This is a genomic window from Listeria sp. SHR_NRA_18 (assembly GCF_003856515.1).
In the GTDB taxonomy this organism is placed as follows: domain Bacteria; phylum Bacillota; class Bacilli; order Lactobacillales; family Listeriaceae; genus Listeria_A; species Listeria_A newyorkensis.
In genome coordinates this window covers 304,341-319,180 of sequence record NZ_QPKR01000001.1, presented here as the reverse complement: position 1 = coordinate 319,180, position 14,840 = coordinate 304,341, and the positions used below count along the sequence as shown (strand labels likewise).

Sequence of the window (14,840 nt, the reverse complement as noted above, 5' to 3'; positions counted from 1 at the left end):
CATCAAACCGAGAAACGCCGATCTCCGTCGTTAAAAGCTCCGTTCCGATGCTCACGTACAAGTCGTACGCTCCGCTTCGGTACTCGCTTTTGCCTAGGATATCAACGTTTCTCGGCCCGATGATGTTTCGCGGGGATTTCGAAGTGCTGCGGGAAAACATTTTTAGGGATTGCGTTTTTTGCAATCCCTGTCTGTTGTAAATCTACTACTTGAAAGGAAGAGGAGTCAAATGTCTGAAGTTATTGGTCGTGTTCATTCCGTGGAAACAATGGGGACTGTGGATGGTCCTGGTATCCGTTTTATTGTCTTTATGCAAGGTTGTTTACTGCGTTGCCAATTTTGTCATAATCCGGATACGTGGAAGATTGGAATCGGGGAGGAAAGAACCGCCCAGGATGTTTTTGAGGAGGCTTATAAGTATAAGGCTTTCATGGATGCTTCAGATGGTGGAATCACAGTTAGTGGGGGAGAACCGTTGCTGCAGGTTGATTTCCTAATCGAGCTCTTCACACTTTGTAAACAAGCTGGAATCCATACAACAATCGATTCTTGTGGTGGTTGCTTTACAAGAGATTCTGAATTTATTGAAAAACTAGATCGTTTAATGGAAGTTACAGATTTAATTTTATTGGATATTAAGCAAATCAATCCAGAGAAACATCTAAAATTAACAACGCGTCCAAATGCGCCGATTCTGGATTTTGCACAGTATCTTGCGGATAAAGAACAGCCAATTTGGATTCGTCATGTATTAATTCCAACGAAAACGGATGATCCGGAAGATTTAACGAAGCTGCATGAATTTATTACGAAGCTACCGAATGTAGCTCGCGTTGAAGTGTTGCCATACCATACGATGGGTGTGTACAAGTGGGAGAGTCTCGGTATCCGTTATCCACTGGAAGGTATTGAAGGTCCAGAAGATGATGTCGTTAAGATGGCGAATACAATTTTAGAAACGCAAAAATATAATTGATGATATAGGAGGGCGCAGATGACATTTTGCGTCCTTTTATTACTTTAAGATTACAAAAACACTTTTTATGTGTCAAAAAAATCAATTTTACGACCATTAATCCTTGAATTATATAACAAACTATGTTTAAATTGTATTATGAAAGAAAAAGGAGGCCATGATGAATGAGACAGAATAGAAGTTCGAAAACCACGCAAAATAATAAGTCATCGAAATTTAAGTGGCTCATAGCTATTGTTTTATCAACACTTGTACTAACCATCGGGGGATTAGTCTTAACAAATAACTTATTCACAAATAGCGCTTCGTCCAAAGAGTTACTTGTCCTCAAAGCTGAAGCCGTTTCTGTGCAGCACTGGAAAGTCCCGGCTAAGCAACAAAGCATTAGTTCTGCGCCGAAAGATCCACCAGGGCCAGCAGCAGGTAAAAAAGTGGTTTACTTAACATTCGATGATGGGCCAAGCATACATTTAAAGCAATTTTTAGAAGTTCTTGAAAAAGAGAAAGCTCCGGCATCTTTTTTCTTTGTTGGAAATGAGTTTGCAAATGGTGACAAAGAAACGTATCAGCGCATGATTGATAGTGGTTTTGTAATTGGCCTACATAGCTATACGCACAATCCGAAGAAACTATATCGTAAAAAAGATCCTACATTTATTAGTGAAATGAGCCGTGAGCGCGACGACTTCGAAAGAATTAGTGGCATTCGTACTAATTTGATTCGAGCGCCTTATGGTAGTACGTACCTTACAAATACACAGGTTGAGCAAACAAAACAGAACGGTTTCCGGTTAGTTGATTGGAATATTGATAGCAATGATTGGCGTTATAGCCCGGGTAATTCAGGTGCCGTATATCAAAATGTGCTATCTCAAGTAAATGCTTATGAAGGCAGCAACGAGCCATTAGTTATTCTATTCCATGAGCGTAAAAACACATTAGATGCATTGCCTAGAGTGATTAAAATGTTACGCGACAAAGGATATGTGTTCCAAGCGTATCACGAGAACGAAACTTTACACCAAAACTTCAAAAAAGATCCTAATTTATGAGTTAGAAGCATTGTTTTTCTTTTAAAAGAGAGAAATGATGCTTTTTATTGTGGATTTGTGCTTTGTCATTATGACGTTATTACTTCCTATAATATATATTATGTAAACTAAAAAAGACAATATGAAATAAGCAGGAAAAAACTTCTCTTCCCTCACTTTTTTATCGCCTTTTCTAGTTTCGCGCTTCATTTTATATAACAATGTTCTATCATTTATTTCTTTTTCTTGTGCGCCTGTTTTTTGAGTAAAGCTCCACATCTTTTTTGTAGAATAAAGCCATCTTTCTAGAACTGCTATGATCAAATACATACAGCGGTCTTAATTTATCCGTACTGACCACGCTGGATAGATTGGATCTTGACATGCCTAAAAATTCTGCTACTTGCTTTTGGGACATTAAGTATTTGTTCAAATCACCGATAAGTTTTTGTTTTATTACGATATCATTTTCATAAAACACCGTTTTCACGCCTTTCTATGATTTTTTACCACGTGGATGATATTTCTGTATGGTGTTTTGTTTTGACTTAATTTCTACTTTTTCATAGATTTGTGTCGTTAGTATAGATATATGGCCCAGTAGTGCCTGGATATACCTGATATCACAGCCATTTTCTAATAATGCAACAGCAAATGAATGGCGCAAAATGGATGGTGTTAGCTTGATATTTAATTCTTTACCAATTGCTGTGATTGCTTGATAAATGATATGTCCATTAACTGTAAGACCCGTTTCCCAATCTATAAGAAAGGCAGAATGGTACAGACCTTGTTTTTCCAGTATGCTTTGTCGCTTTTCTAGATGATTAAGTAGCAGTGGCTCTAGGTTTTCGCTGTAAAAAGTATAGCGCCTGCTACCATTATCGCCTGCCACAACAATACTCCGAGTAATAAAATCGAAATCAGATAGCACTAATCTCTGCATTTCAGAAGGCTTCATACCTGTTGCATAGATAAATTCGAATAGAAAGCGCTGATAATCCGATATTCGACTATTCTCTAGCATTCGGGCATATAATGTGTCGATTTCTTGCTCATATAGTACACGCACAAACTTACGAACTGGGGCTCGCGGTTTAAATCGAGCAAAGGGATTGTTGATATGCGGATTCTCGTTAGATACAAAATGATAAAAATGGCGTAATATCTTAATATGATTGTAAAATGTAGATTTAGCTAACTTGTTTTCTAATTCTTTATAATAGATATAGACCTCCTTTTTAGACACTTCCAATGAGCCGAATCTTTGCATATAGTTCTGAATGATTCTTTTCGATTGCTTTGTCGTCGATTCTGAACGCGATTTTGATCTTAATAAGCTGACATAGTCTTCTAATTCTGGTATGCTTATCACCTCCATTTTTATTATAGCATATTTAGTCGTGATTAATCGATCAAATAAAAACAACATTTTTTTATTGCAAAACGATATTTTTTAGTTTATAATCGATATATATTACTAAATGAGGTGTTTTTATGGAACGTGGATCGACTTTGCTTTTAAAACTTGCTATTGTCTTCATCGGGCTTGTTATACTTGCTCTATGTATTTTTGGATTACCTGCGCTAGCTATGGAAGCAGGTAGAAATGATCCTGATTTCGCGCGATGGCTTTATCCCATTTTGATTACGATGTACCTTGCTGCTGTACCGTTTTTTATTGGCTTGTATCAGGCACTAAAGGTCTTGACTTACATTGATAAACAGAAGGCTTTCTCAGAGCTTTCCGTGCGAGCTTTGAAGCGTATAAAGTACTGTGCGATGGTCATTAGCGGGCTTTACATGCTTAGCTTGCCACTTTTTTATTGTCTCGCGCAACAAGATGATGCGCCTGGAATTGTCGTTATTGGGCTTATTCTTACATTCGCGTCCATTGTTGTTGCTACTTTTGCGGCGGTTCTACAGAGAATTTTGCAAGAAGCAGTGGCTATTAAATCTGAAAACGACTTGACGGTCTGAGGTGAATGATATATGGCGATTATAATTAATATTGATGTGCAGCTGGCCAAGAAGAAAATGAGTGTCACCGAACTATCCGAAAAAGTCGGCATAACGATGGCTAATATTTCAATACTGAAAAATGGCAAGGCCAAAGCTATTCGATTCTCTACGCTAGAAGCCATTTGTTTGGCGCTGGATTGTCAGCCTGGAGATTTATTGGAATACCGGCCTGATGAATCATGACAAAAATAAAGCATGCTAGCAGGAAAGAGCTAGCATGCTTTATTTGATTTTATAGCGCGTTATAATGCTCGTCACTTACTGGTTCTAACCAATTCGTGCCGCCTTTTTGAGGATTTGTTGTAATAGCAAGATGGACAAATTCACTATCTTTTGTTGCACCGTGCCAATGTTTCAGATTAGCCGGGATTGTAACCACATCACCGGTATGCAATTTCTGCGCTAGCTTCCCTTCTTCTTGGTAGTAACCTTCGCCGCTTATGACTAATAGTATTTGACCGCCGTCATGCGTATGCCAATTATTTCGCGCTCCTGGCTCAAATGTCACGTTCCCAATCGGGCAATTAAATTCCGTTCCTTCTGGTACAAGCATTTTCAAGTACGCTGTCCCTGTAAAATAATTATTCGTAATCACGTCACCTTTGTTGAAAATTGCAGACATGCTATCAGCTCCTTCTTAAAAGTCTTTTAACTTCTTCTCCGTCGGCAAAACATGACTGCCGTAATTCTCAATTTTAAAATCTAATCGCTCTAGTGCGCTTTGCATCGTGTCAATCCGGTCCTGCAATTCATTACGCTGCTCTTTTAAAAGTTCTACACGCGCAGGAATCGTAGCATCGCCTTCGCGAAACAGACTCAAATATTCAATCAGCGACTCAATCGAGAGCCCAGCATTTCTCATATGACGACTGAATAAAAGCCAACGTAAATCTTCCTCATCAAATTTACGGACACCATTTTCGTTTCGCCGCACTGGCGGAATTAGGCCAATCCGTTCATAATAGCGGATCGTGTCCGCAGAAATCTGGGTTTCCTCGCTCACTACTTTGATATTCATTCGCGCTTCCCCTCCCTCTATTAAACTTGTTGGCTCGTTGGGCGCAGCAGGATTTCATTCATCGCCGTGTCAGCTGGCGTATCCATAGCAAAAAGAATCGTTTCCGCTACCCGTTCCGGACTAATCGCGACCTCTTCGTATAATTGCTCAATTCCTGGTTTCAAATCCTCGTCTGTGATAGTATGCGTCAACTCCGTAGCAATGGCACCTGGTGAGATAATGGTTACGCGAACGTTGCTTTTAGCTGCGGCTTCTTCTTGACGTAACGCTTCACTGATTGCTCTGACCGCATATTTTGTCCCACTATAAACGCCGCCCCCTGGATGTGTTTGATGCCCAGCGATAGATGAAATATTGATAAAATGACCGCTCTTTTGTTCCCGCATAGTTGGTAATGCAGCTGCGATTCCGTACAGTACGCCTTTAATATTAATGTCCACCATTTGGTCCCACTCCGCCACTTTTCGTTTATCAAAAGTAGAATGTGGCATTAATCCAGCATTATTTAGCCAAACATCGATTTTGCCGTACGTATCCAATGCGCGTTTTGCTAATGCTTCCACACTATCATGTTTTGCAACATCTGTCACTTGATATACCGCTATACCTCCGTCTTTCTCAATATCCCGAACCAACGCCTTTAAACGTTCTTCCCGACGCGCTCCGAGTACGAGTTTATGCCCTTTTTTAGCGAGAAGTTTTGCAGTCGCTTCCCCGATTCCACTCGATGCTCCTGTAATCACGATTACTTTTCCTGACATATACATTCTCCGTTCTCTATTTTGAATTTCACTACTCCACAACCTTACACCTTGGAGTTCACTTCAAGTCAAGACAAAGCCCTCCAACATCAAAAAGAAAGCACCAACTGCAAAAGATCATCCGACGAATCAGAATTTTACAGCGTGCTTTCCTATTTTTCAGTCGTGTTCTTTTTTCTGATTAATTTGGCCTTTACTATATGAGAATCGTGATTATGATTGGCATCTGCTCGCTCCTCTGGTTAGTTCATCAACGCTTGGTATTTATCAAACAAAGCTAAAAATTCGTCTTCGGTGAACGAAACGTCCTTGTCTTCTAAAATACCTCGGATTTTCTGTAAACACATGTGCCAGCCCGAGATATCACGCGGCGTATGCGTTGTAAGTTCGTTGATTTCTTCAGTGAAGCGAAGCGTTGTTTTCTCGCCTTGCTCCGTCAATTCGAACCGTACCATGTTTTTATCCCAAGTGTATTCCAAAATTGATTTCGGTTCATATACGGTGATTGTCATTTCTTCATATTCGCCATTTCCGAAATCGAATAAGATTAACCCGTCAACGCCAGATTCGCCGACACTTAGCTCAGGGAACCATTGGGCAAAACCTTTCGTTGTCGCAATAAGCTCCCAAACTTTAGCGATTTTGCTGTCTAACTCTAATTCGAATGTCATGATACCCGATGTGTCTGTGATTTTTTGATATTTTTCTTGCATTTTATTTCAACTCCTTATTTTGTTGTGGCTCTTATGAGGCATCCCCTGCCGATTTAGAGCCTCAATATGCATGAGAACGCAGTGAGCAGGTAATCCACCAGCGGCTCTTAAACACCAAATAAAGAACCACCAGCAAATCAAAATTCAACGCGTATACAAACTGAGCATTCGTTCCTTGCCCTGCGTCACGTCTCGCATCTCCGATCCAGCTTCACCAGCCAGCCTCTCGGAAATTTCGTGGCCTCCGCAAAAACCAAAAGAGGGTTTTCACTGCGCCCCCTAACAATTTCTGTCGAGGCTAAACGGACTGGTTCAGCTTTTCAGGTTTCACAAATAACAATAACACACCACCAATAATAAATAAAACAACGAGGCTTGCGACGCCGTATTGTGTGTGGCCGGTGACTTGGGCGATGACTCCCATTAACGCCGGCCCCATAATCGCTGAAAATTTGCCGAAAATATTGTAGAATCCGTAAAATTCATTGGATCGTTCTTTCGGAATAATTTTGCCAAAATAGGAACGGCTCAGCGCCTGAATACCGCCTTGTGATGTCCCAACTAGCATCGCTAAAATCCAGAAGTCTGTCGCAGTTTTCATGAAAATGGCGTAAATACAGATAATGATATAGATGGAAATCGCAGTGAGTATCAACGCTTTCCCGCCAAAACGTTTCGCGAGCTGACCGTATATAATCGTAAATGGAAACGCGACAATTTGCGTGACTAACAAAACAATGATAAGTGTCGTATCTGAAATCCCGAGATCAATCCCGTACGACGACGCCATGCGGAAAATCGTGTCCACACCATCGATATAAAAGAAATACGCGACGAGAAACAGCACAATATTGCGGTACTGCTTGATATTTTTAAGCGTTTTGCCCAGTCTGATAAAACTGCTACGTACAGGCTTTTTATCATGCGGAATAAAGTAGACTTGATGGACGTTGCGCCACAGTGGAATCGTAAATACGGCCCACCAAACCGCTGTCAGCAAGAATGCCCCATTAAGCAACATCGTTTGGCTAATCGGCAAAATCCCCGTTGCTTGGAAAAAGATAAACGCGACGAACGGAATACAGCTTCCTAAGTATCCGAATGCATAACCGTATGATGAAATTTTGTCCATGCGATCGTTTGTCGTGACATCAACTAAAAATGAATCGTAAAATATATTCGCGCCGGAAAAACCGATGAGTGACAGCATGTAGAAAATGAGTAGCAGCATCCACTGATCGCTCGGAACGAATACGAAAGCTACTGTAAATGCAATGCCTAGCCACGTAAATAAGCTGAAAAACCGTTTTTTGAAAAATTGATAGTCGGCGATTGTTCCTAGAATTGGCGCTAGTAAGGAAATCAATAGCGTACCTAAAGAATTCGCGTAACCCCAATAAGCGGTCGACACATGGTCCGCAATCCCCGCATTACTCGCCACGCCTTTAAAATAAATCGGCAAAATCGCCGTCGTAATCATGATGGAATAAACCGAATTACCCCAATCTTGAAAAACCCAGCTCTTCTCTTGTTTCGTCAGTTTCATCTAGACGTATCCCCTTTACTTAATCAAAAATAGCTTCGATTACCGTTCCTTCTGTATCCGGCAAATTGAGATTCAAAATCGCCGCAAAAGTTGGTGCCTCATCGATAAGTCGTGCCTGCGGAATCACCGCACCCGATTTAACCCCCTTACCGAATGCAATCATCGTTGTCGCATAATTCGTTTTTTGCGGAGAATAGCCGTGTACCGCTTGGTAAAAATCTGGATTCCCGATATCCTCTGGCCTCACTTTTTGAACGAGTTCGCCAAATGCCTGGTCCTTAAAATAATAACCAGCTGTCGCTTCAATCATGAGTAAACACGTATCGTCGGCGCCAAATGCCGTCGCCTCGTCTTGCTGATAAATGTTTTCGATGCCTTCGCAGTTTTCAAGCAGCGACCGAATCGGCACAGCCCTAGTAGCATCCTTTGCATAAATATAACACGAGCCATCACAACTTTTCGCGTAGACTTCCCAGGCAACGATTTTATTTTGCTGCAGCGTCAGAAAGCCTTGTTCCGCAAACAGAACATTGAGCTGAATCACCGAATGCACATCGATTTGATAATGATCACCAAGCACGATGAACGTCGTATCCTCATATGTACCATTCTGCTTCGTCGCATCGATAATCCGAGCCAAACGCGCGTCATGCCGTTCGAGCGCATCCCTAGCCTCCTGCGACCTCACACCGTGCGCATGCCGCATACTATCCATATCCACAAAATGCGCCAACGTCAAATTCGGCTTCTTCCGCAAAATCGTATCCTCTACCGCTGCAATCAAAAAATCATCCAGTTCCGGCTGCTCAATTCCTCGACGCAATTTACCAAAACGTCTGTTCATATCCATTAAAAATCCCGGTGAGCTGCCCCATAAGGAAACCATCACCTGATTCAGCCAAAACCGGTTCGGAAAAATTTCTGCGATGTTGTAATCAATCGAACTTCGCGCCGCCACTGGCCATAAAAAAGCCGCCGTCGTGAGCCCTGCTTGTTTGGCTACATCGTATAGAGTCGGGACCTTGATTGCCTCGCGGTACCAAAACCAATCCGGTGAAGCTTTTTCGGGCTGAATTTTTGTATTATTTACAATACCGTGCGTCCTTGGATAATGCCCCGTCACGATGGTCGTGTGCGCTGGGTACGTTAGCGACGGATAAATTGTTTCCACGGCTTCGACATGCGCGCCGTTATTTTTCAAAAAAGCAAGCGTTGGCAAGCCTGTGAGATCTTCCAAATCAGCCGAACCCAACGCGTCCAGTGAAACAATGACTAAATAGCGACTCATATTTTGATATCCTCCCATTAGAAAAACTGAGAAAATTGCATGACCAACCTTCTCAGTTCCGCCTTACTTATCTGTTATTTTGTGGTCTGGGTGAACGAGCACCTCGTCTTTATTGATAACGCCCAGCACGTCTAGGAAGAACATGAAGACAGGAATACCAACGATTAATCCCCAAATGCCGAAGAAATGCTCGGAGAAAATCAAGACGATAAACGTATAGAAAACCGGCAAATCTGTTTTCGCAGACATTAATTTCGGATTTAAAACGTACGATTCCAACGCGTGAATCACTACAACGAGCACCAAAATAATCAAGACGTAATTCACGCCGCCAATCGTGTAGGCGATAATTGTTAACGGCACCATCGAAATAATAACCCCGGCTACCGGTATCAAACCTAGTAGGAAAACCATTATCGCAAGTGAGAACAATTGCGGGAATCCCATAATCCAAAGCGCAATCGTTGTGAGAACGCAGTTGACCAAGGCAATCATGAACTGTGCTTCAATAACCTTACCAAACGTCTCGTTAAACTTACCACCGAAATACTTCACCTCGTCGTAAATGAACGCGACTTTACTCTGGCCAAACTTGCTAGTGAATAAGATAAGTTGCTCTTTTCCAAGCGAGAAGAATAGGCTTAGAATCAGCGCAATAAACGTATTCATCGCAACCACGCCAATATTCGCTAAATAAGTGAACAAGAACTGAATCCCATCATTCGCGTACTTCGTTATTTCGAATTCTTTCGCGAGAGACATGATGTAATTCACCGTTTCATTATTGCTTGGTTTCGTGTAGAAATGGTTGATGGAGCGGATAAGCTGATCCATTTGCTCGATTAACATTGGAATATATTTCACTATCAACAACGTAATACCCAGCGCGATAAACGCATACAGGATAATCACGATAATTTTCCGATAAATGGAAATACGCTTCAAAATAAAATTCTCCAACCGATTGATGAGGAAGGAAAAAATGAACGTCAGCAAGATAATATCAATCATGCTTCTAAGTAAATACAGAATAACGGCGATTAAAAGAAACACCAGTACACGCCGAAAACTGCGATTGTAAAATAATTTGGTCCAAGCGTCCAAAATGACAGCCTCCTCTAGTTTCTGACTTCCTCTATTGTATCAAAAAAAGCGTTGCCATGCATGCCTTAACTGGAAAATAAAAAAATCTTCCTAACCTGCAAATGCTCACAGGCTAAAAAGATCTCGTTCTACTTATCTTCTCCGATAATTTTTACTTCCGTTTCCAGTAAAATACCAGATTGTTCAAAAACGGTTTTCTGGACGTGTTCGATTAAATTCATGTAATCCGTCGCCGTCGCGTGATCAATGTTCACGATAAAACCAGCGTGCTTTTTCGATACTTGCGCCCCGCCGATTTGGTACCCTTGCAACCCAGCTTCTTGAATCAATTTACCAGCAAAATGACCAGGCGGGCGTTTGAAAACACTGCCGCATGATGGGTATTCTAATGGTTGTTTTGATTCGCGCATTTCTGTTAGTTCATCCATTTTTAGACGGATTTGCATTTTATCGGCGAGCTCTAATTCGAACACAGCTTCTAACACGATGTAATGCTTATCCGCGATGGAACTTTTGCGATAGCGGGCTTCTAGTTGGTCTTTTTGGAGATGTAAGAGTTCACCAGTCGCTGTTAATACGGTTGCTTCGATCAGGACATCGGATATTTCACCGCCGTAAGCGCCTGCGTTCATATATAGCGCGCCGCCGACTGAGCCTGGGATGCCGCATGCGAATTCTAAGCCACTGAGTGATTCCTCTAGCGCAAACCGGGACACATCGATAATCTTAGCGCCGCAACCAGCAATAATGCGCGTACCCTCTCGCTTAATTGCATGTAGAGCGTCCAGGTACATCACGATACCGCGAATGCCGCCGTCTTTAATAATCAGATTCGAGCCATTTCCGAGTATCGTTAGCGGAATCTGATTCGTATGGGCAAAAGCAATCGTCTTTGCCGCTAAATCATGACTCGTAGGCATCACAAAAAGATCGGCTTTCCCGCCCGTTTTTGTAAACGTGTACGCCGCCAAATCTTCTTCTGTCTTGATAATAAGTGTCGGGATTTCTTGTTTCAGTTGTTCCATCGTTTGAGTTGTATACATACGCCTTACCTTTCTAACGCCATCTTTAGGCTTTCTTATTTCGAATTAAAGGTCCTATTTTCTCCATCGGTGGTTCGTACACACGGCAATAGGCTTCATACGCCTTACCGTAATCCTTCACACGAGCCGGAATAGGCTGGTTCCGATTTAACTGCAAGCCATTTTCGAGCATCGGTATCAATGATATAATTTGATCAAAAATATGACCGGCTTGGGCTTCACTCAGCACAAACGCTAACTTTGATAAAGCGCGGCGTTGTTCAGCTGGTAACATTTTCCCGTGCATTTGCGTCCATTTTAACATTTTCTTACGGGTATCACGCGTTTTCTCCAAATACAGACTTTGCCCGTACGCTGCCATAGCATACGCGAGCGACAAGTCCTCCGCATTATTCCAATCTTCTTCAAAAATCTCCTGCTGCGACTCCACTTTCTCATTTAAAAGCGTGATGTCCTCTTGGTAAATATCTAATTTGCGTTGCTGCTGTTTGTAAACCTCGAGCGCTAAATTCAGCTCATCCATCTCGGACTGCAATTTCTGACCAAACAGCCCTTTTTCATTCAAAATACGCTGAACGCTTTCGATTCGCTCCGCAGTAATACTATCTCGTTCTTTGACCAATTGCGCACGTTTCTTCAAGTAATCAAAGTAAAAACTATATTTCTGAACCTCGATAATCACTTTTTCTGCTGTTTCCCGGTCTACTGTTAGGCCATCGGGATTAGTGACAATAATACCCGCGATTTTTCCGAGCATCGAATAAACAATCACGTCGAAAAATTGCCCATCTACGCGAACTTTGTACGGTAACGTATGATTGTTCTCTAACATTTTTTTATATACTTTGGGATTCTTATTTACCATCCATATCACCTTCAATCAGCAATTCTGTTCCTATTCTTCCATTATAAATGAAAATGTCTCAAATGTCAGGGAAAAGTTTTCAAAGCCTTGTTGTTTACATAATTATATTATCGTCATCTACTAACATTTCCTATTTAACAACTAAAACTGGACACGCTGCTTGTTTGACTATTTTGTGACTGACGCTTCCCATTACCATTTCTTGTAAGGAGTTTAAGCCACGACTGCCTAAAACGAGCAAATCTGTTGGATGCTCAGACGCATATTTTATGATACTTGGTCCGGGGTCTCCATGCAGTAACGCTACTTGATAATCGATTTTCGCATTCTCTAGCCTATTCAAAGTTTCCTCTATTTTTTTCAATCGTTTCATGTGTAGTAATTCTTTATTGGATTTCAAGTCTAACGCGGCAGATTTAGTCTCGCTAGAATCGACGACACTTATGACCGTCACGTGTATATCAGGAAATCCTTTACTGAGTTTAACTACTTCCTTCGTTGCATTCACTGCATGCGTGGATCCATCGGCAGCCAGTAAAATATTCTTCATTCCACAATCTCTCCTCACCCTTAACGGGAACTATTTTTTAAATAGGTTCTTAATTGACGCATCATTCGGCGACTTTCCTTATCTAGACCTACCATTCTGACTGTACTTCCATCGTTCTCAAACTGCATGATTACTTTATAAATCGCCTCAACGCCTGAGTCATCCCATATATGAAGTTCGCTTAGATCCAATATAACACGCTTATTCTCAGTCTTTATGGAAAGCGCCTGGACGAAATTGTCAACAGAGGCAAAGAAAAGTTGCCCTTTCACTCTATACACAACCTTGTCGGCTTCTTTTGGAATGATGTCCACTTTCACTTTTGAAATTTTGACCATAAATAAAATGGCACTTAGAACCACGCCTATAATGACGCCTATTGCTAAATTGTGTGTGAATACGACTGTCAGAACCGTGATAATCATAACTGCCGTATCCGTATAATGACCTTTTTTGATATATTCAAAGCTGTGCCAATCAAATGTCCCTATACAGACGGTAATCATGACGGCAATGAGCACAGCCATTGGTATTTGAACAACCCAATCACCAAGAACGAGAATAAGAAACATTAAAAATACGCCAGCTGTAAAAGTAGACAATCGTTTGCGTCCACCAGAACTCACATTAATCATCGACTGGCCAATCATGGCACAACCGGGCATACCGCCAAAAAAGCCAGTCACAATATTCGCGATGCCTTGACCTTTTGCCTCTCTTGTTTTATTGCTATCTGTATCCGTCATGTCATCTATGATTGTTGCTGTTAGTAGAGATTCTAATAAACCAACGACGCTGAGTCCAATGGCTGTCGGTAAGATAATACCTAGCGTTTCTAGCGTAAATGGGATAGATGGAAACAAAAAAACGGGCAGTGAACTAGAAAGAGAACCCATGTCCCCAACTGTTTTTACGTCCAGATGGAATAAGACGGTAACCAGCGTCATGACAATAATCACAATCAGTGCTGCTGGGATAGCTTTAAAAAATTTAGGTAAGCCGTACAATATAAGCAAGGATACACCGACCATAGCGTACATCAGCCAGTTAGCGGCTTGCAACTGTTGTAACTGCGCCATAAAAATTAAAATAGCGAGCGCGTTAACGAATCCAATCATCACGGAGCGCGGAATAAAACGCATGAGTTTGGCTACGCCTAGATAACCAAATAGCAATTGAATAATGCCTGTCAAAATAGTAGCAGCTAATAAATACTGCAATCCGTGATCTTTTACCAAATCGACTACTAAAAGCGCCATGGCTCCAGTAGCTGCTGAAATCATGGCAGGTCGTCCGCCAATAAAAGCGATAACGACAGCCATTGTAAAGGATGCATAGAGGCCTATCATTGGATCCACACCTGCAATAATAGAGAAAGCGATGGCTTCAGGAATGAGCGCAAAAGCAACGACTATGCCAGATAAAATGTCTCCTCGTAAGTTACCAAACCACTCGTTTTTTCGTAAACTAAATAACATCCTTGAAACCTCCAACTTTTTTTACTCGTACAAATGAATCTGAGCATGTCCATCGTAGCATAGAAACCCTTTTTAATAAAGAGTCATTATGCGTCACTACTTGCATACCAGCGCTATTTTAGCTATACTTGCTTGTGTAAGGAGTTGGAACCCGCATGCCTAAAAATGAGAAATGGAAAGCGCTCGTTGATATTAATATTTTACTGATCTTATTCGGTTATATTTGTTTGTACCTTATGTATAACGTCAAGTGGCCGGAGAGTTTGCTGTTTATCGTCGCCATTCTAATGGGAGCTTCCGGTTGCCTAGGATTTTATTTGAGTATTAAAGGAATGCAGATGAAACGTAAACCGATGTATCAAATTTTCCTGATGATGGCCTCGATTATTCCCGCTATCATCGGCGTTATTTATATCGTTGTTTACTTTATCACCTTATTTTAAAA

At 41.4% G+C, this 14,840-nt stretch carries 18 protein-coding genes; 5 read left to right on the top strand and 13 right to left on the bottom strand.

Annotated elements, in window-relative coordinates:
* Positions 1-229 precede the first annotated feature (229 nt).
* Both pflA and DUK53_RS01650 read left to right on the top strand, forming a co-directional pair.
* Positions 230-976, top strand: a complete 747-nt coding sequence (gene pflA / locus DUK53_RS01655) for a pyruvate formate-lyase-activating protein (protein WP_036094051.1) — start codon at positions 230-232, stop codon at positions 974-976.
* A gap of 164 nt (positions 977-1,140) precedes the next feature.
* On the top strand, positions 1,141-2,028 hold the full coding sequence (locus DUK53_RS01650) for a polysaccharide deacetylase family protein (RefSeq protein WP_052164863.1): 888 nt from the start codon (positions 1,141-1,143) through the stop codon (positions 2,026-2,028).
* A 208-nt stretch (positions 2,029-2,236) separates the two neighbouring features.
* Here DUK53_RS01650 and DUK53_RS01645 read toward each other — a convergent pair whose 3' ends face one another.
* Together DUK53_RS01645 and DUK53_RS01640 are read right to left on the bottom strand one after the other, a co-directional pair.
* On the bottom strand, positions 2,237-2,488 hold the full coding sequence (locus DUK53_RS01645; protein WP_077917918.1) for a hypothetical protein: 252 nt from the start codon (positions 2,486-2,488) through the stop codon (positions 2,237-2,239).
* A 15-nt stretch (positions 2,489-2,503) separates the two neighbouring features.
* Entirely contained in the window at positions 2,504-3,256 is a 753-nt protein-coding gene (locus tag DUK53_RS01640; RefSeq protein ID WP_236637259.1) for a tyrosine-type recombinase/integrase, read from the bottom strand.
* 248 nt (positions 3,257-3,504) lie between these two features.
* Here DUK53_RS01640 and DUK53_RS01635 point away from each other — a divergent pair, with 248 nt between their 5' ends.
* Together DUK53_RS01635 and DUK53_RS01630 are read left to right on the top strand one after the other, a co-directional pair.
* A complete protein-coding gene (locus DUK53_RS01635; RefSeq protein ID WP_036094057.1) occupies positions 3,505-3,987 on the top strand; it encodes a DUF2975 domain-containing protein in 483 nt (160 codons plus the stop codon).
* A gap of 12 nt (positions 3,988-3,999) precedes the next feature.
* The gene (locus DUK53_RS01630) at positions 4,000-4,212 is read left to right on the top strand and encodes a helix-turn-helix domain-containing protein (RefSeq protein WP_036094058.1); all 213 of its coding nucleotides are present in this window, start codon (positions 4,000-4,002) and stop codon (positions 4,210-4,212) included.
* 49 nt (positions 4,213-4,261) lie between these two features.
* Here the strand turns inward: DUK53_RS01630 and DUK53_RS01625 are convergent, their stop codons facing one another.
* The 11 genes from DUK53_RS01625 to DUK53_RS01575 all read right to left on the bottom strand — a co-directional run bounded on the left by DUK53_RS01625 (position 4,262) and on the right by DUK53_RS01575 (position 14,395).
* Entirely contained in the window at positions 4,262-4,651 is a 390-nt protein-coding gene (locus DUK53_RS01625) for a cupin domain-containing protein (RefSeq protein ID WP_036094060.1), read from the bottom strand.
* 15 nt (positions 4,652-4,666) lie between these two features.
* The gene (locus DUK53_RS01620; RefSeq protein ID WP_036094062.1) at positions 4,667-5,047 is read right to left on the bottom strand and encodes a MerR family transcriptional regulator; all 381 of its coding nucleotides are present in this window, start codon (positions 5,045-5,047) and stop codon (positions 4,667-4,669) included.
* 20 nt (positions 5,048-5,067) lie between these two features.
* The gene (locus DUK53_RS01615; RefSeq protein ID WP_036131187.1) at positions 5,068-5,814 is read right to left on the bottom strand and encodes an SDR family oxidoreductase; all 747 of its coding nucleotides are present in this window, start codon (positions 5,812-5,814) and stop codon (positions 5,068-5,070) included.
* A gap of 236 nt (positions 5,815-6,050) precedes the next feature.
* The gene (locus DUK53_RS01610; protein WP_036094066.1) at positions 6,051-6,521 is read right to left on the bottom strand and encodes an SRPBCC domain-containing protein; all 471 of its coding nucleotides are present in this window, start codon (positions 6,519-6,521) and stop codon (positions 6,051-6,053) included.
* A 298-nt stretch (positions 6,522-6,819) separates the two neighbouring features.
* Positions 6,820-8,067, bottom strand: a complete 1,248-nt coding sequence (locus DUK53_RS01605; protein ID WP_036131192.1) for an MFS transporter — start codon at positions 8,065-8,067, stop codon at positions 6,820-6,822.
* A gap of 19 nt (positions 8,068-8,086) precedes the next feature.
* Positions 8,087-9,355 carry an alkaline phosphatase family protein gene (locus DUK53_RS01600; RefSeq protein WP_036131197.1) on the bottom strand — a complete coding sequence of 423 codons (1,269 nt, stop codon included), beginning with the start codon at positions 9,353-9,355 and terminating at the stop codon, positions 8,087-8,089.
* Positions 9,356-9,418: 63 nt separating this feature from the next.
* Positions 9,419-10,459 (bottom strand): AI-2E family transporter, encoded by a 1,041-nt coding sequence (locus DUK53_RS01595; protein ID WP_036094071.1) that lies wholly within the window; start codon positions 10,457-10,459, stop codon positions 9,419-9,421.
* A 128-nt stretch (positions 10,460-10,587) separates the two neighbouring features.
* Positions 10,588-11,502: a UDP-N-acetylmuramate dehydrogenase gene (gene murB / locus DUK53_RS01590; RefSeq protein WP_077947469.1), complete on the bottom strand. Its 915-nt coding sequence runs from the start codon at positions 11,500-11,502 to the stop codon at positions 10,588-10,590.
* A gap of 25 nt (positions 11,503-11,527) precedes the next feature.
* Positions 11,528-12,367 carry a hypothetical protein gene (locus DUK53_RS01585; protein WP_036131200.1) on the bottom strand — a complete coding sequence of 280 codons (840 nt, stop codon included), beginning with the start codon at positions 12,365-12,367 and terminating at the stop codon, positions 11,528-11,530.
* A 130-nt stretch (positions 12,368-12,497) separates the two neighbouring features.
* Positions 12,498-12,917 (bottom strand): universal stress protein, encoded by a 420-nt coding sequence (locus tag DUK53_RS01580; protein WP_036094075.1) that lies wholly within the window; start codon positions 12,915-12,917, stop codon positions 12,498-12,500.
* Between the two features lie 20 nt (positions 12,918-12,937).
* The gene (locus DUK53_RS01575; RefSeq protein ID WP_036131202.1) at positions 12,938-14,395 is read right to left on the bottom strand and encodes a SulP family inorganic anion transporter; all 1,458 of its coding nucleotides are present in this window, start codon (positions 14,393-14,395) and stop codon (positions 12,938-12,940) included.
* Positions 14,396-14,550: 155 nt separating this feature from the next.
* Between DUK53_RS01575 and DUK53_RS01570 the strand changes: the two genes are divergently transcribed.
* Positions 14,551-14,838 (top strand): hypothetical protein, encoded by a 288-nt coding sequence (locus DUK53_RS01570; protein WP_036094079.1) that lies wholly within the window; start codon positions 14,551-14,553, stop codon positions 14,836-14,838.
* The last annotated feature ends 2 nt before the right edge of the window (positions 14,839-14,840 follow it).

What these genes read in the sequence shown, in the direction of transcription:
- pflA (WP_036094051.1), top strand. Translation starts at nt 230, where the DNA reads ATGTCTGAAGTTATTGGTCGTGTTCATTCCGTGGAAACAATGGGGACT.
- DUK53_RS01650 (WP_052164863.1), top strand. Translation starts at nt 1,141, where the DNA reads ATGAGACAGAATAGAAGTTCGAAAACCACGCAAAATAATAAGTCATCG.
- DUK53_RS01635 (WP_036094057.1), top strand. Translation starts at nt 3,505, where the DNA reads ATGGAACGTGGATCGACTTTGCTTTTAAAACTTGCTATTGTCTTCATC.
- DUK53_RS01630 (WP_036094058.1), top strand. Translation starts at nt 4,000, where the DNA reads ATGGCGATTATAATTAATATTGATGTGCAGCTGGCCAAGAAGAAAATG.
- DUK53_RS01625 (WP_036094060.1), bottom strand. Translation starts at nt 4,651, where the DNA reads ATGTCTGCAATTTTCAACAAAGGTGACGTGATTACGAATAATTATTTT.
- DUK53_RS01620 (WP_036094062.1), bottom strand. Translation starts at nt 5,047, where the DNA reads ATGAATATCAAAGTAGTGAGCGAGGAAACCCAGATTTCTGCGGACACG.
- DUK53_RS01615 (WP_036131187.1), bottom strand. Translation starts at nt 5,814, where the DNA reads ATGTATATGTCAGGAAAAGTAATCGTGATTACAGGAGCATCGAGTGGA.
- DUK53_RS01610 (WP_036094066.1), bottom strand. Translation starts at nt 6,521, where the DNA reads ATGCAAGAAAAATATCAAAAAATCACAGACACATCGGGTATCATGACA.
- DUK53_RS01605 (WP_036131192.1), bottom strand. Translation starts at nt 8,067, where the DNA reads ATGAAACTGACGAAACAAGAGAAGAGCTGGGTTTTTCAAGATTGGGGT.
- DUK53_RS01600 (WP_036131197.1), bottom strand. Translation starts at nt 9,355, where the DNA reads ATGAGTCGCTATTTAGTCATTGTTTCACTGGACGCGTTGGGTTCGGCT.
- murB (WP_077947469.1), bottom strand. Translation starts at nt 11,502, where the DNA reads ATGTATACAACTCAAACGATGGAACAACTGAAACAAGAAATCCCGACA.
- DUK53_RS01585 (WP_036131200.1), bottom strand. Translation starts at nt 12,367, where the DNA reads ATGGTAAATAAGAATCCCAAAGTATATAAAAAAATGTTAGAGAACAAT.
- DUK53_RS01580 (WP_036094075.1), bottom strand. Translation starts at nt 12,917, where the DNA reads ATGAAGAATATTTTACTGGCTGCCGATGGATCCACGCATGCAGTGAAT.
- DUK53_RS01575 (WP_036131202.1), bottom strand. Translation starts at nt 14,395, where the DNA reads ATGTTATTTAGTTTACGAAAAAACGAGTGGTTTGGTAACTTACGAGGA.
- DUK53_RS01570 (WP_036094079.1), top strand. Translation starts at nt 14,551, where the DNA reads ATGCCTAAAAATGAGAAATGGAAAGCGCTCGTTGATATTAATATTTTA.